This window comes from Chroococcidiopsis cubana SAG 39.79, from assembly GCF_003991895.1.
In the GTDB taxonomy this organism is placed as follows: domain Bacteria; phylum Cyanobacteriota; class Cyanobacteriia; order Cyanobacteriales; family Chroococcidiopsidaceae; genus Chroococcidiopsis; species Chroococcidiopsis thermalis.
Genome location: NZ_RSCK01000070.1, coordinates 18,077 through 34,248, shown reverse-complemented (window position 1 = coordinate 34,248; position 16,172 = coordinate 18,077). Strand labels below are relative to the sequence as shown.

Here is a 16,172-nt window from a genome sequence, read left to right as displayed (position 1 = left end):
AAGGGAGAGGGGGGAGACAAGGGAGACAAGGGAGAGGGGGGAGACAAGGGAGAGGGGGGAGACAAGGGAGACAAGGGAGACAAGGGAGACAAGGGAGACAAGGGAGGAAACACCAACTACCAATTACCAATTACCAACTACCAATCGTTTAACCACCGAATCTTAATTCAGTACCAATATCAGGGACAAGAGACAGCTATTTTGCGATTGCGTCCGGTAATTGCCGATCGCAAGTTTCACGACTCACAACGGGAGGATGAAGATCTACAATTTTCTCAATTAGTTGCCGAGAGTTCTGTTTGCCTACAAGCCGTAAAATCGGGACGTGTAGGCACGTTATGGCATTTACACTGGACGCAGGGGGAGTATCAACCAAATGGCGTATGGTACTGGAATTATTTACTACCAGAAGAGACAAAACGAGGACTGAGCGATCGCGAAGATCTGTACAGTCCTGGCTATTTCACAATTAATCTCAAACCAGGCACAATCGTCACCCTAGAAGCAAAAGTAGGACTGCCAGAATCTCCTTTAACCGATGATGATTTTGAAAAAGCGATAGAAAGTCAAAATTCAAAATTCAAAAGTCAAAAAACAGGAGTCAGGAGTCAGGAGTCAGGAGCCAGAAGTAATTTTTCTCCCCCAGTTCCCCCAGCTCTCTTCAGCGACTCCCGACTCTCGCAATTACTCCTCAAAGCCGGAGAACAATTTATTGTCTATCGTCAGTCAGTAGCCGGAGCAACGATAATTGCTGGTTATCCTTGGCTGGAGGACTTTAGTAGAGATGCATTAATTGCTTTGCCAGGATTAACACTCTCGACGGGACGGTATGACTTGGCAAAAGAGTTGTTGGGAACGTTTGGTAAATATTGCTGTTGCGGTTTAATGCCAGATTGTTTGTCAGATGGCGATCGCGAACCTACATATCACAATGTTGATGTTTCGCTGTGGTGGATTGAAACTTTGGGTCTTTATCTAGAGGCTAGCCAGGACTGGGATTTTTTAGCGACTCAATATCCGATCGTGCAGCAAATCTATAAAGCGTTTACAACTGGAACGAAATACAACATTCAAGTTGATGTGGCTGACGAGTTAGTCATTTGGGATGCGGCTGATGCGGCGCTGACTTGGATGGATGTAAAAATTGACGGTCAACCTGTCACGCCACGTCAGGGTAAGCCGATAGAAGTCAATGCCCTGTGGTACTCTGCTTTATGTTGGGCAAGTCTTTGGGCAGAACGGCTCAGTCTTACTCCTGGGGAGAATGTGGAGCGTTTGAGCAACCAGGCACGACGATATACTCAGCAAGCACACAAGGTCAAAACCTCGCTACAAAAGTTTTGGAATCCTACCCTTGGTTATTTGTACGATGCGATCGCGCTCGACGATCGCCTCAACAATCAAATCCGTCCTAATGCCGTTTTAGCTCTATCTTTACGCCACTGTGCTTTTAGCGAAACTCAAGGACAGAGAATACTGCAACTAGCAACCCGCAGCCTACTAACTCCCTATGGCTTGCGTAGTCTTGCTCCGAGCGATCCTGAATACATTGGCAGCTATGCCGGAGCGCCGCATCAACGCGATCGCGCGGCTCATCAAGGCACAGTTTGGAGCTGGTTAATTGGTGCTTACGTGCGTGCTTGGCAGCGTTTTTATCCCACGCAACCGCTACCGATTGACTGGCAACCAATGCTAGTTCACTTACAACACCAAGCTTGCCTCGGCTCTATTTCCGAACTTTTCGACGGCGATCTACCACACACTCCCCGAGGGGCGATCGCCAAAGCTGGCGCTGTTGCCGAACTGATTAGACTGTTATGAGATAGTAATTGGTAGTTGGTAGTTGGTAGTTGATCGATCGCCGATCGCCGATCGCTGGTCACTGGTCACTGGTCACCGATCGCTGCTGTCCCGCCACCATGAACTGTACCATCTGGCATTACTGCACCTTTGAGGGTGACACCATTGATTTTGGCGTGAAGTATGTTTGCTTTGTATAGCCTCGCTCGACAGAGATTGGCACGGTTGAGGTTAGCACCTAGCAAATTCGCTTCTTCAAGATTGGCTTCAATTAGATTTGTCCCTTCCATGTTTGCCTTTTGCAAGTCAGCTTGACTCAAGTTCGTTTGAACTAAGTTTGCTTGCAATAAGTCTGCCTGTTTGAGTTTGGCTCGATGCAAGTTTGCCCCAACTAATGTAGCGCGTCGAATGCTAGCTTGAATCAAGTTTGCCTCTTGTAGGTTTGCATGACTAAAATTAGCTTTGTAAATGTCGGCTCCCTGGAGGTTAGCTGCTTCTAAACAGGCTTGCTGACAGTTTACCCCTATGAGGTCTGCCATGTAGAGATTAGCCCCCTTCATGTTTGCTTCTTTAAGAAATGCTCCTCTCATATCAGCGCCACTAAGGTTGGCATATTCCAAGTTTACGCCAGCAAAGTTGACAAAAGCGAGATTGAATCCACTTAAATTTGCGCCTTGTAAATCTGGAACGAGTTCTCGATTTTGTTCGCGCCAATCGTTCCAGGTTACAACTCCTTTTTGTAGCCATGCTAAATGCTCTGGTGAAGACTCTGCGATCGCACCTTCTGAGGGGTGCAGCGTTGGCTCGATCGTGGATAGTTCAACTGACAGCCCCAATAAACTGTCAATCTTTGCCCGTAGCTCCAGTAGTGCTTTACGATCTAATAAAGTTAAGATATCTTGGGCAATGGATTGCAGCGTTACAGCAGAGGGCTGTACGGAACTAGGCTGCTTTTCAGTCATACTATTGTTTACATAGGAATTGCTTCTCACTTATCTTTCCCAAATTTCTCACCATCTGTAGCAGAGTCAGTCAAGAAGACAAAAGTTTGAGGGGCAGTTTTTTTGACGTGACTTACAGCAAAACAAAAAATTCTGCGATTAAACCCATACCTACACAAGTTAGAAGTCAAAAGAATATTGATGCAGATTAAGTTTGCTACCTCAAATCTCGATATATCACGATGCTTTCCGGTGATGGTGCAGTTGCGATCGCATTTGACAGAAGCAGAGTTTGTTAACCGCGTGCAACGCCAACAGCAAGCTGGTTACTTTCTAGTCTACGTCGAGAAAAACAATTCAATTAAAGCCGTAGCTGGGTGTAGATTGATGGAAACATTAATTGATGGGCAGCTACTTTATATTGACGATCTCATCACTGATACATCCGAGCGTTCTCAGGGTTATGGTAGTGCCTTAACTGATTGGTTGATAGAGTATGCTAAATCGCAAGGGTGCGTTTCGCTACAACTCGATAGCGGCGTACAACGTGCTGCTGCCCACAGATTTTACTTTAGAAAAGGGCTGACAATTAGTTCTTTTCGTTTTAAGAGAAGTTTACAGTGAAGAAAGGGAGCGCACGAGCAGGGAGTAGGGAAGAAGAGAGCGGAGGGAGCGATCGGGAGCGATTACCAATTACCCATTACCCATTACCTTTTGTAAATATCATAATATGTTGTGATGGTAAAACATCTTTTGTTGTCTGCCATTGCAAACCGATCGCTTGCATCTCTTTGCGGGCTTGTTTTTGGGTCATTTTATGTAAGGTTTTGATCGGAATAAATGGATTTTCTCGGCGATATTCAACTAGTACCACTCTTCCGGCTGGCTTGAGAGCTTTTACTAATTTTTTCATCATTTCGTTGGGATGAGAAAATTCATGATAGGCATCTACCATCAAAGCTAGATCGATACTATTTGTAGGTAAGTTAGGATTGGCGATCGCACCTAAAACAGGTTCTACATTTGCGATTTTATTTTCTTGTTTGAGAAACTCAATTATGTCTAACATTTCTGGTTGAACGTCAACAGCAAATACTTTACCTTGAGGTACTACTTTCGCTAGCCGAAAGCTAAAATAGCCCGTACCAGCACCAATATCTGCCACTACATCAGTAGGTTTTAAATCGAGAGCGGCGATCGCTTTTGTTGGTTGTTCTTCCCGTTCTCGACTTGGACGTTCTAGCCATAAACTTCCTGTATGTCCCATCACTTTAGCAATTTCCCTACCCAAGTAAAACTTACCTATACCATCCGCACTCGGAGAACGATATTCATAAACTTTTGTATTTATTGGATTAGATTGTGTTGCTACATCTGCGGCAGCGCTACTAACATTAAATCCTAGACAACAGACAATTAAGCACAATCCGCAAGTGATGCGTAAAAATGATGAAATACGTGTTTTCAAGTGCATTTTTATGAGTTGTAATTGGTCATCTGTAATTGGTCATTTGTCATTCGTCATTTGTGCGTAGCTAGTTACCAAATTTTTATCTAGCCACTAGCCACTAGCCACTAGCCACTGACAACTGATAACTGTTCACTGTCTCCGTGCTTCTAATTTTTTGACTCTTGCCTCTAATTGATTGACTTGCTGTTTTGTTTCGATCGCTAATGTTGCTAGGTTATCAAAAGATTGTAACTGACTTAGGTTATTGCGATCGCGTCTGCGATTATCTGTATTAGGCGTTCTGGGAAGATTGGGGCGAGAAGTACGATCTATTTGACTTTCTAGGCGATCGAGTCTTGCTTCTAAGGTTCTAAGGTCGAATTCTAATGAGTTGAAGCGCGAATCTGATTGTTGAGATAATGCAATTTTAGGGATAAAACCAATCGTCAAAAATATACTAATCAAACCAACTAAGAGCGGTAATAATATTTGTCTAAAAATACGATTATTGTTCAGCATGGTTTATATAAATCGAGCAAAAAAAGTGTCATCAGTCATTTGTCTATTGACTGATGACCGATGACCAATTACCAATTACCAATTGTTAATTACAGTCTAACGAAAATTCCCAGGATTTAACCGCGAATGAGAGCTATTTTGCTTGACTTGTACGGCATCGTCAAGTTTTGCTCCAGTGCCACCATCCTTTGCATCTAAGAAGGGTTTAAGGTTAATATTCTTAGTATTAGTGCGTGTTTTTCCACCCAAAGCTTCACGACCCATGTTGATGAGATCGCTAATTTCGCTCTGTCTTCCCTGATAAGTACTGACTGCATCAGTTTGCTGTCCGCTATCAGCTACGGTGAGGTTTTCAAAGACGCGATCGCGAGTTGATATGGGGTCTTGTCCTGGTGGTACGGTAAAAACAATCCGACAGGACGAGTCTCTTTCTGTCGTGACGCAAACAGTGTTGTAGCTATTTTCTACCCCTGTGGTCATTTCTAACAAACCATCGGGACGGTAAGATTCTAAACGACGAGCAATTTCGTTACAACGTCTTTGAGAATTCCAACCACCACCCATATTTGATGGTTTTGCCCACTCAAAGAACTCTCCTGGCTGGCTTTCTGGCTGGTAAACTACAGTGTACTCGCCATTTACAGTCTGACAGCTAAACCGCGTCGCTCTCGTAACGGGATCTGAACTGCCAGGATTGCGGCGGGAAGTAGGTGTAGTATCGCCTTCTGTATCTACGACAACATCGCGATCGCGGTTGGTCGAGCGACTATTGCGATCGCTAGAACGAGAATTCTCTTGAGCAATTATCATTCCTTGGCGGGGAAAAGCCATTGCAGTTTCATGTGCTAACAGCAAGGCTAACCCCATTGATAAACTCAAACCTCTTAACAATTGAAACTTAAAAGTTTTTGCAGACATGAAAAATAATCCTCAAACTTAACCCTGCTGCCTCTAAGCTATCTACCTCAAGCCAGTGATGTATCTAGTGCAGGAAAGATTGTTTACATTTATCGATGATGCTTTTTCTTAGTTATCAGTTCCTTCTGAATCAAAATTTTTTCCACTCTTGCTTTCATTTCGGCGTGACGCGCTACTCCCTCGTAGGTATAACGGTTGTAGCCATTACGTTGAATCAGTTCTTCGACATAGCGAATGCGATCGCCTGTTGGGGGGTGAGAAGATAACCACGCTGGCGGTTCTCCCCTTTTGTCTTGTTCTTTCAGCGTCACTAACAGATCGCGTAAACCATCAGCTGCATAGCCGCTAGCTGCAATTAGTCTTGTCCCTAAAGCATCTGCTTGGCGTTCCATATCGCGACTGTATCTCATGGCAAAAATGTTCGTTACAGTCCCACCATAGGGAATATATTGAGTCACATTCGCCAGTAAATTACCTTCAGCTGCCAACTGAAACCCATGAGAAAGGACGGCGTGAGATAATTCGTGTGCCAGTAATCCAGCCAACTCTGCTTCAGATTCAGTTTTGGCGATCGCGCCTGCATTCACAAATACTTTTCCACCTGGTAAGGCAAAAGCATTTAAATTATCGTCTAATACAACGTAAAACTCATATTGAAAATCGTCGCGACCTGTGACTTTAGCTAGTTTTTGTCCAATTTCATTCACGTAGTCAATGACTATTTTGTCTTCTACCATTGGCAATTGTTCTCGCGCATCTTTGGCAATCGATTTACCGATGGATGATTCCCCTCGTAATAACATCGAGCCTGTTTGCAAAGCCGACAGTGGACCTAATAGACTACCTGTAAGGGCATATCCTGCTACCCCAGTAATCACATTGGCGATCGCATTTCCTCGTAACTTGCGGCGTAGATGTCGCGTGTAATTCTCTAAATGTAAATCGGCTAGTTGAGTAAATTCTGCGGTACTGGGTTGGTTAGGATTGAGAATCGCAAATCTTCGCGCGGCGATCGAGGCTTCCATCCATTTTTTTTCAGCAACGAAGGCTTCTATTTTGGCTTTGACTAACTCCGGTCGATCGGGATAAAGAGATGTTGCTCGTTCCAAAACATCGATCGCTTCTTCAGGATGACCTTGTTTATTGAGTACTGCTGCCAGTTGCAGATGTCCGGGGATAAATTGGGGATACTGTTCTACCAACAATCGCAAGGGAACCAAAGTTCTCGTTTGCAGATTTTGAGCGATACCTGCTTCTGCTTCCCGCCAATAAACCTTGCCTGCTGGTGATAGTTGAGTCACATCAACAATCGGTTCTGGACGCTGTTTAACTTCTATAGGGGTAGTAAAAGGCTCTTTGACTTCTCGATAGAGTTTTTCTGCTTCTGCGTGCTGTCCGGCTTGATGCAAACGATCCGCTTCAATTAGTTTTTTTCTCTGCTCGACAATTGTGGCAAGGCGGGAGGCACTGGTTTCGAGTTCAAATGTGGGTGGTTCCCCTGGTTGTGGTTGCGTGGGGGTATTTTCTGTTGGCGCAGGGGGTATCGCCATAACTGGCGTTCCAGAGACAAGCAAAGCTGCATTTAAAGCGATCGCCAGTCGAGTCCAGGCGGGTTTCATAGGGTATTTGTCCAAGTGTGGGAGTGTAGATAATTTTTAGTCTATAGTTGTTGTCAGACTTTAGGCGATCGGGACAAATATTTTTCTCAACGCTCGCCACAAAAAGGCGAGAATCGCTAACCACGGTACTAACAATATGACGCTCAGAACTTTAAGCGAATGAGTACTCCTCAAGACTTCTCTAATTTGATTGAACGTGGTTTTCAAATCTCCTTTGCTCAGCGCTCGAAACGCAAGTTTAATTCCATACTTGCCACATTCTTCTAATGCTTGTTTGGTTAGTTTCCAGCAGAGGTGAGAGGGAAGCAAGCGATCGAATGTTTTTATCACACGTCTAGCACAGACTAAGTTATATCCTGAGGATAGAACAGTAGATGTAATGGTATTATTATGTACTCTATAAAAAGCTAGCACTTGTGGCTCAAACCAAACTTTATAATTAACTGCTATCCTAATCCACATCTCATGATCCGCAGAACTCTCCATTTGAGAATTAAATTTTCCTAGCTTTTCATAAACCTCTTTTTTGACAGTAACAGCAGGAGGATCGAAAAGAGAACTAATAGCAATTTTTTCAATAAAGTTGGGGATTATTCCTGCTTTTTTTCTATGTAAGCGGGAAATATATTTTAGCCGACGACCTATCTCATCTATATGTTGGTGGCGACAGCAAGCTGCTCCAATTGCAGAATTAGTATTAAAACCGATCTCCATCCGATGATAAAATTCAGTTCCAACAATATCGTCATCATGCAAAATATGTATGTATATTCCTAGCGCTCTTTCTATGCAAGTATTCCAATTTGTATAAATATCTACTGTCTTTGGCTGACAATAAAAACTAACTTTACCTTTGTATTGAGAAACTATGCTCTCAATCGCTTTGTTAGTAGAACAGTTATCTACTACTTCTATTTGAAATCGATTGAATTCTCGTTCTGATATTTGAGCTAATACGCTCTCTATTGCTGCTGATAAATATCTCGATCGCTCATAAGTTGGGATCATTATCGACCAGATTGGTCTTCGATTGGTTTCTGGTGTCATCTCAACTTTGATTTTGGTTAAAAATTAGTTGTATAGCTTTATATCGATTGCCGGATATTATACGCATTAGCGATCGCGCGGGCTGTTTTGCACATTACACAAAACCTATTAAACTCATAACGACTTTGCTTTAGTGCAAATGCCGATTCTGCATACCTATGGCGTTCCCGATTTTGAAAAAAAGCGATACATTAATAAATAAGTATTTACATTAATTAATACTTCTGTTAATTTTTTGAAATCTTTGACAAACTCAGCGCAACATCTGCACCATGTCTACAACCACCTTTTTAGCTACCATACTCAAACCCAACACTAGCCCTAACTTCTGGTCGCAGACTGCTTGGGCTGTCCTGCGTGCTGTCGTAGGGATTGTTATGATTCATAATGGCTTAGACAAACTGGGTAATATCGAAAGCTTTTCTCAAGCTTACGTTGAGTACATTGGTTTACCCTTCCCGATCTTTTTCAGCTACTTAGCTGCATTAACCGAAACAATCGGTGCGCCACTGGTAGCGATTGGCTTTTTGACCCGTCCAGCTGCTTTTGGTTTGTTCGGAACCATGTGTGTAGCGATGTACCATCACATCTTGGTTGCTGGTTTAAATCTTTCTTATCTAGAACTTTCTGCTGTTTATGCAGTTTGCTTTCTCTTCTTCACCATCAATGGTGGAGGACTATTCTCTACAGATGCTTTGATTGCTAACTGGCTCGATGCTAGTGCTTTCTCTATGCAAGCGAAGCGGATTATGCGCTTAGAAAAAGCTTATCAGGCTCAGAGTGTGGCGGAAATGGTCAGTAAGTAATGAGTTGTGAATCGTGATGGAAGATTGGCAACTTGCGATCGCCATTCACTCTACGATTTAGGGAAGGAAGCGATCGCTTCTTTCCCTAGTTTTTGTATTTTTACAGCAACCCTCAATCGTTTATGAAGAGCTTGTACTACAGTCACCATTAGTTATTGACAAATGACCAATGACAACATGTGAGGGCGCTCTATCTCAATAGTCTCGTTACCCTAATATCGTATTCAATACCTTGTGGATGGTCGCTTCTAGCCTGCGCTCTAGCAAGGCGATCGACTTTATCTTTGGACTCTGCATCGATTTCGTAGCGTGCTGTTTCGCTTCTGCAACTAGCACTTGTCATTTCTAAGCATTCTTTGATATCTACCAATACTTCATAAGTGTGCATCGTTTGAGAACCTCCTCGTTCGAGATGCAAAAGGTAGGAATTAAGTTCAGTATAGGAAGCTACGGAGTTCACAGTCTTTAATAAACACAATTCTTTATAGTGGTAATTGGTAATTGGTAATTGGTAATTGGTAATTGGTAATTGGTAGTTGCTTCCTTGTCCCCCTTGTCCCCCTTGTCCCCCTTGTCCTCCCTGCTCCCTACTCCCTGCTCGTGCGCTCCCTTTCTTCACTGATAACTGTCCTTAGTTGGGCAAACCTCATAAAGTGGTAGGGTAACTTGAAATGTCGTACCTACGCCAATTTCACTTTCTACTGTAATTGTTCCCTGATGGGCTTCAACAGACTTTTTGACAATGGCAAGTCCTAATCCCGTGCCTGGAATTGTACCGACATTACTAGCCCGATGAAACGTCTCAAATAATTGGGATAGTTCTGTTTGCGGAATACCGATCCCTTGGTCTTGAACTTGGAAAATCAGATGTTCTAATTGAAAAATTAACTTAAAATTGACAGCACCACCTTTAGGAGAATATTTAATTGCATTTGAGAGTAAATTACTAAAAATGTGTCGTAGGAGCTTTTCATCCATACAAGCATGAATATACTGGCGCTTGCAATGAAATAAAATTTTATGGTTTTTGGTAGTTATTTCTATTTCTTCTATTAGTTCTTGACAAAAGTTGACGACATCAATCGAGTGGGGATTAAATTCAATTTTTCCAGCTTCTACTTTACCAATCAAAAGTACATCATTTAAAAGTCCGGTCATGTGTTTTACAGAATTAGCAATTCGCTGAAAATGCTGATTTTTGCGATCTTCTGTCCATTTGTAACCATAATCTCGTAGTAACTCTGTTGAAGATAAAATTGTAGTTAATGGTGTCCGAAATTCATGAGAAGCTATAGAGATAAATTTACTTTTCATCTCGTTCAAATGCTTTTCTTGTTGTAAAGCCCGATCGGTTTCTGCTTTGGCAGCCTCAGCTACTCTTACCTGTAACATTGCCGCTTCTATTCTTTTCTTTTCAGTTATATCTCGCGCTACACAAACGAAACCCTGCTTGTTACCCTGTTCGTCAACAATAGCAGAAGAACTAAAAGATACAGGAATTGCTCTACCTGCGGCTGTTAACAGATTTGTTTCCAGATTGAGATTTAACCCGCGATCGGCTAACGTATAAACACTCAAGTTTGTGTTTTGGCTTAGAAAAATATCGATCGACTTACCAAGTAATTTGCTTTCTGAAAACCCAAGTAAATCGAGTGTTGCTTGATTTACCTTAGTAACAATTCGCTCTGGATTAGTTACAATTAGTAAATCTGACATCGAACTGAGAATTTTATCTAAATAGATTTGAGATACTGTTGTTCTCGACAAACCTAATATCATTTGATTAAAAGCATCAGCTAAAACTCCGAGTTCATCGTGAGAATCGATCGCAACTCTAGTTTCTAAATGACCTTCTCCAACCTGAATTGCTGCTCCTTTTAGCTTGTCGATCGGTTTGAGAATAGAACGAGAAATGAAATAGCCTAGAATAATGGCAGTTATGACAGCAGCTAAAGTTGAGGAGACGATCGCGCGCTCTCCCATGAGAAACATTTTTTCGGTTTCTCTAACTTCAGTTGATAAACTATTTTCGGCTCGCTGCTTGTATTCCTCGACCTCGGGTAATATGCTTTTTTCTACATACCATTCTAATTTATCTGCTAAAAGCTGCTTGGCATCCCACTCATTAGTAGATAGTAATTGTAAATATTGCGTGACTAGAGTTTTATATCTTAAAAAATTGGTTTTTAATGACTTAAGGCTTTGATAACTTTTCTCAGCTTCTTCTCGCGTAAGTTCAGTTTCAAAACTTACTATCAATGCCGGATCGTTTTTCTGAATTCTATCATTTATATTGTTTTCTATTGTATTTAATTTAGACTCGATTAGTGCAATAATTTCTCCTCTACTATATATATGTATTTCTCCAATTGAAAGTTTATGCGTTGCTACATTTACTGCTTGTATGTCAGCGATCGCCCGACCGGAGAACTCGAATTCATAAATGTATTTTTTGTTGATTCGCTCTATATGAGCGTGAGTATTTTTATCGACAACCAATGATAGACAACCGATTGAGCCTACTAATAAAGAAGTCCCGACAAAACCTATAGTTAACTTTTGACGAATCTTCATGTTAGAAACCAATTTATGGGAGTCGCGATCGCGCTGATAGCTATAGCTATGCATTTTCATTTCAACTTCCGGGAATTGCGATCGACGACCGTAAAAATACGGGTGTATTCCGTATCTCCAAAAAATATAGAGACGCAAGCGCTTGCGTCTCTACGATCGAACTTATAGCCAGTTAAGACTCTATGAAGTCTTAGTTTTTGATTTAGAAGCAGTCGTTGTCTTGCGAGTGCTGCTAGCGGTTTTTTTCTTGGCTGTAGTTGCAGTCCCATTACCGTTAGCACTTGCCTTAGTAGATTTGCGCTTCGTCGATTTTTTAGCGCTCGATTCCTTTGAGGCTAATAGTTCTAACGCCTTATCTAAAGTCATATCTTCGACTTTTTGCCCCTCTGGTAATCCCGCATTGGTCTTTCCGTGCTTGACGTAAAGCCCGTAGGGACCCTCGAAGATGTTGACTGGTTCTCCGTCCCCCGGATGAGCGCCCAACTCGCGTAATGCTGATTTGGATTTGCTGCTGGTACGTCGTCCTTTCTTGGGTTCGGCAAGAATCTCTAGCGCCCGTTCTAGAGTCACTGTCAATACGTTGTCACTGACTTTAAGCGATCGATAGTCTTTGCCTTCCTTACCTTGGTCGTGGACGACATAAGGTCCATAGGGTCCAATACTAGCTTGAATTTTGCCTCCCGTTGCTGGGTGAGTACCAAGTAGCCGCGGTAGAGATAGCAAACCAACAGCTGTCTCTAGGGTGAGGTTATCGGGCGTGACACCTTTAGGCAACGAGGCTTGCTTGGGTTTGGGCTTATCCTCAGTTTTTTCCCCTAGTTGCACGTAAGGACCGTGAGGACCGATCTTGACATAGATCGGCTCTCCAGTTTCAGGGTGAATCCCTACCTTGTCCGGTCCTTCGGTTTTCTGTTTGAGCAACTTTTCCACTAATTCGGCATCTAAATCTGCCGGAGTCCAGTCTTTAGGAATGGAAGCAGTCACAGTATCGCTACCGTTCTGTGCTTCGATATAAGGACCGTAACTACCGATGCGGACTTTTGCTTCTAAGTCATCAAAAGCGACTGTTCTCGCAACGTTGGCTTCAATTTGACTTTCCCGTGCCTTAACTAGAGTTTCCAGTCCCGCATCGCCTGAATAAAACTTGCGGAGATATGGCAACCAAGCTGCTTCACCCGTAGCAATATCATCCAAGGTTTGCTCCATTTTGGAGGTAAAGCTAGGGTCTACCAAGTCAGGAAAATGCTGTTCTAACAAGGCAGTGACAGCAAAGGCGGTGAAAGTAGGAACGAGGGCGTTGCTGACGATTTGGGCATAGCCTCGGTCTACAATCGTACCGATGATGCTGGCGTAGGTACTGGGGCGACCGATACCCTCGCTTTCTAGTGTTTTAACGAGAGAAGCTTCCGTATATCTCGCAGGGGGTTGGGTTTCGTGTCCGATCGCCTCTAGGTTTTTGCAGTCGGGGCGATCGCCTTTTTTCAGCGGTGGTAGAATGACTTCCCGATCTTCTAATGCTGCTTCTGGGTCGTCGTAACCTTCCACGTAAGCGCGTAAGAAGCCAGGAAAATCAATTCGCTTCCCACTAGACCTAAACCCTGCGTCTTCTACCTGCAATTGCACGATAACTTGAGTTTGGCGCGAGTCTGCCATCTGGGTCGCCACAGTGCGCTTCCAGATCAAATCGTAGAGATCGAATTCTCTGCCGCTCAAACCTGTTTCCTTGGGCGTGCGGAAGCTGCTCCCAGCCGGGCGAATGGCTTCGTGTGCTTCTTGTGCGCCTTTACTTTTGGTGGAGTACTGGCGCGGTTGGGGACTGAGATAATTTTTGCCATACATCTGCTCGACGCAACTACGGGCAGCTGCGATCGCCTGCTCGGATAAATGCACCGAGTCGGTACGCATGTAGGTAATATATCCCTGTTCGTAGAGGTTTTGAGCGACCCGCATCGTGTCCCGCGCCGACAAGCGCAGTTTGCGGTTAGATTCCTGTTGCAGGGTAGAGGTGGTAAAGGGTGGTGCGGGTTTGCGCGTCGTAGGACGTTCTTCTAAATCCGTCACCGTCCAAGGTTTGCCCGTTAAACGCTCTAGTAGTTCCCTGGCTTGGGTTTCATTCAATAAAACAACATTGCGTCCGGCAACGATCTGCCCTGTATCTGGGTCAAAATCGCTGCCATTGGCGACTTTTGTACCAGCTAGGGTGGTGAGTTTGGCTTCAAATTCACCTTTCGCCTCTTTGCCTTTCGCCTCCAAGGTGGCTTTGAGATCCCAGTAACTCCCTTGGCGGAAAGCGCGGCGTTGCCGTTCGCGGTTAACTAAAAGTCTGACTGCAACTGACTGGACTCGTCCGGCAGATAGCCCTTTGGCTATTTTTTTCCACAGTAGGGGGGATAGGGTGTATCCTACCAGGCGATCGAGTATTCGGCGCGTTTCTTGGGCGCGGACGAGTTGTTCGTCAACGGTGCGGCAATTTTTCAGCGCTTTGCGGATTGCGTCTTGGGTAATTTCGTGGAATACCATCCGCTTGACCGGAACTTTTGGCTGGAGTAGCTGCAACAAGTGCCAGCTAATGCTTTCGCCCTCTCGGTCTTCGTCTGTCGCCAGTACGAGTTCGTCAGCAGATTTTAGTGCTTCTTTGAGCTGCGTGACAATTTTCTTTTTATCCTTGGGAATCACGTACAGCGGTTCAAAGTCACTTTCCACATTCACGCCCAACTGCGCCCATTTTTCCCCTTTAACGTTGGCGGGAATATCGGTGGCTGATTGGGGTAGGTCGCGTACGTGACCCATAGACGCTTCTACCCGAAAGTCCCTTGGTAGGTAGTTACGGATGGTGCGTGCTTTGGTGGGGGATTCGACGATAACGAGAGTTGACATGAGAACCTAAAGGAAAAATAGCGGCTGCGGCTGAAAAATCAGAATTAAGGATTTATCGGTCGGATGTCAATAGTTCACTCCTAGTACGATTGGATTGGGTCAGCATCAAGTGCCTATTGCAGAAAGCGATCGCTGCGGTGGGCATAGCTCCAGCCTCTCCTACCAAACTATTTCCATCTTTAACTTATATCTAGCATTAGTGGCTACCATTAAATGCAAGTTATAGTTCTAGACAATAGCTGGAAGTCCAGGCAGGTAGTGGCAAAATTCACATAAAAATTTTATAATTCACGCCGCTCGCTCTTGGTAGTCGCAGGGGCGATTTTCTCGGAAATAGCTTTACTTTACACGGTTGGCAGCTGAACAAATGTAGATGTACTGAAGTTATACAGCATAATCGAGGGTAGAGCAGTTTTTGTAGTTTTTTGTAGTGTAAACGAAACGATGCGGCGATCGCACGATGTTACTTGATGTTACCCAGAGTATTGTTCGACGACTTGTAGAGTCATTTGAGAGAGGATGAGTTCATAAGATTGCAGACATTCAATCTTGAAGGATAAGGGGCATTATAGGCACAAGGTAGCACTATCTACCTCCGTATCATTTCTGATAGAACATGAATTTAGAATTTGAATTAGGAATTTTAGGTAATATAAATCTGTATTCGATCGCAATTTAACTGGGGTGCGATCGCGTTAGTTTTTAAATTGATTATATCGACAATGAAAAGAGAATTTTGGGAAGAGATGTTTTTTCACAAAAGTCTAAAAGCTACAGTGGCAAATATTGAATTTGTCCTTCTAATTCTCCCTCCAGACTACACTCTAAAATGATAAGAATGTCCTCTATCACCTTACCAATTGATACATCTACGCCAACCTCAATCACTCCTGGCATTGGCTGACCTTGGGCGATCCGTTCGTAGGCATAGCGTGTAATCGTAGCAACATCGTGAGTGAGCAATACCCGATTTTCTTGGGCTGCCCATGTCAAAATAGTTGGGTCATGCTCACCCGACAATCCAACGTCTTGAACTCGAACAATATCAATATTCGGGTTGCGTCGCAATAATCCTCTCACGACGGTATTATCAAAATTCTCGTCGGCAAGCAATTTTAACACGCTTCTTGTTCAGCTTTACGAGTCAATAATCTGTCACGTAAGCCTTGGGGGTCAAACTTTGCTTGGTTCATCATGCGAACTTCCTGCGCCTGCTGCTGGCGTTGTTTTAGGTATGTTTCAACCTCTTGCTGATGATTGAGATAAAAGGCGATTGTGGCATATACATTAGCTAGCTTCAGCGATGGATAGCGATAGACAATTTCCTCGGCTGTTACTCCTTGCTGGAAAACAGCAACTACAGTATCAAGGGTTACACGAGTTTTGCCTACCAAAACTACACCATCAGCATTGGTTTTCAGTGGTGCAAGTTCAGCCTCAATTGCTAGTGTCATAATCAACGTCAGAATCTCTGCTGCGATCGTAGCAAACGTTCGTTCGGCTCAGCGCCACTGCGATTGTAAATTATTTAATTAAGGTACGATCGCGTAAGCTTTTGAGTATAATGGGCGCAAAATTAACTCACTTATCAAAGTTTTTCTACGGGTAATTTAATCAAGAA

14 protein-coding genes are annotated in these 16,172 nt (G+C 43.6%); 3 read left to right on the top strand and 11 right to left on the bottom strand.

The genetic code is table 11. The features are described 5' to 3' along the window. Positions 1-1,821: amylo-alpha-1,6-glucosidase (locus DSM107010_RS27535; RefSeq protein WP_127024380.1), on the top strand; the 1,821-nt coding region annotated here is incomplete at its 5' end. 65 nt (positions 1,822-1,886) lie between these two features. On the opposite strand, the gene DSM107010_RS27530 is transcribed toward DSM107010_RS27535, so the two are convergent. Next, on the bottom strand, positions 1,887-2,762 hold the full coding sequence (locus DSM107010_RS27530) for a pentapeptide repeat-containing protein (RefSeq protein WP_106170292.1): 876 nt from the start codon (positions 2,760-2,762) through the stop codon (positions 1,887-1,889). Positions 2,763-2,942: 180 nt separating this feature from the next. On the opposite strand from DSM107010_RS27530, the gene DSM107010_RS27525 reads away from it, so the two are divergent. After that, on the top strand, positions 2,943-3,365 hold the full coding sequence (locus tag DSM107010_RS27525; RefSeq protein WP_241994362.1) for a GNAT family N-acetyltransferase: 423 nt from the start codon (positions 2,943-2,945) through the stop codon (positions 3,363-3,365). A 76-nt stretch (positions 3,366-3,441) separates the two neighbouring features. On the opposite strand, the gene DSM107010_RS27520 is transcribed toward DSM107010_RS27525, so the two are convergent. From DSM107010_RS27520 to DSM107010_RS27500, 5 genes are all read right to left on the bottom strand, one after another. Continuing rightward, a complete protein-coding gene (locus DSM107010_RS27520) occupies positions 3,442-4,215 on the bottom strand; it encodes a class I SAM-dependent methyltransferase (RefSeq protein ID WP_241994361.1) in 774 nt (257 codons plus the stop codon). 126 nt (positions 4,216-4,341) lie between these two features. After that, positions 4,342-4,710, bottom strand: coding sequence for a hypothetical protein (locus DSM107010_RS27515; RefSeq protein ID WP_015153452.1), 369 nt, complete (start codon positions 4,708-4,710; stop codon positions 4,342-4,344). 96 nt (positions 4,711-4,806) lie between these two features. Further along, complete coding sequence (locus DSM107010_RS27510) at positions 4,807-5,628, bottom strand: COP23 domain-containing protein (RefSeq protein ID WP_127024377.1); 822 nt, start codon at positions 5,626-5,628, stop codon at positions 4,807-4,809. An 89-nt stretch (positions 5,629-5,717) separates the two neighbouring features. Continuing rightward, the gene (locus DSM107010_RS27505; RefSeq protein WP_106166821.1) at positions 5,718-7,247 is read right to left on the bottom strand and encodes a M48 family metallopeptidase; all 1,530 of its coding nucleotides are present in this window, start codon (positions 7,245-7,247) and stop codon (positions 5,718-5,720) included. Positions 7,248-7,307: 60 nt separating this feature from the next. Further along, a complete protein-coding gene (locus DSM107010_RS27500) occupies positions 7,308-8,294 on the bottom strand; it encodes a glycosyltransferase (RefSeq protein ID WP_015153449.1) in 987 nt (328 codons plus the stop codon). A 272-nt stretch (positions 8,295-8,566) separates the two neighbouring features. Here DSM107010_RS27500 and DSM107010_RS27495 point away from each other — a divergent pair, with 272 nt between their 5' ends. After that, the gene (locus DSM107010_RS27495; RefSeq protein WP_015153448.1) at positions 8,567-9,100 is read left to right on the top strand and encodes a DoxX family protein; all 534 of its coding nucleotides are present in this window, start codon (positions 8,567-8,569) and stop codon (positions 9,098-9,100) included. Between the two features lie 190 nt (positions 9,101-9,290). Here the strand turns inward: DSM107010_RS27495 and DSM107010_RS43150 are convergent, their stop codons facing one another. The 5 genes from DSM107010_RS43150 to DSM107010_RS27470 all read right to left on the bottom strand — a co-directional run bounded on the left by DSM107010_RS43150 (position 9,291) and on the right by DSM107010_RS27470 (position 16,005). Continuing rightward, positions 9,291-9,488 (bottom strand): hypothetical protein, encoded by a 198-nt coding sequence (locus tag DSM107010_RS43150; RefSeq protein ID WP_015153447.1) that lies wholly within the window; start codon positions 9,486-9,488, stop codon positions 9,291-9,293. A 227-nt stretch (positions 9,489-9,715) separates the two neighbouring features. Next, positions 9,716-11,734, bottom strand: a complete 2,019-nt coding sequence (locus DSM107010_RS27485; protein WP_106166820.1) for a sensor histidine kinase — start codon at positions 11,732-11,734, stop codon at positions 9,716-9,718. 120 nt (positions 11,735-11,854) lie between these two features. After that, entirely contained in the window at positions 11,855-14,551 is a 2,697-nt protein-coding gene (gene topA, locus DSM107010_RS27480; protein WP_015153445.1) for a type I DNA topoisomerase, read from the bottom strand. Positions 14,552-15,322: 771 nt separating this feature from the next. Next, positions 15,323-15,673 (bottom strand): DUF5615 family PIN-like protein, encoded by a 351-nt coding sequence (locus DSM107010_RS27475; RefSeq protein WP_015153444.1) that lies wholly within the window; start codon positions 15,671-15,673, stop codon positions 15,323-15,325. Continuing rightward, a complete protein-coding gene (locus tag DSM107010_RS27470) occupies positions 15,667-16,005 on the bottom strand; it encodes a DUF433 domain-containing protein (protein ID WP_106166819.1) in 339 nt (112 codons plus the stop codon). Before DSM107010_RS27470 ends, DSM107010_RS27475 begins: the two co-directional genes overlap by 7 nt. Positions 16,006-16,172 lie beyond the last annotated feature (167 nt).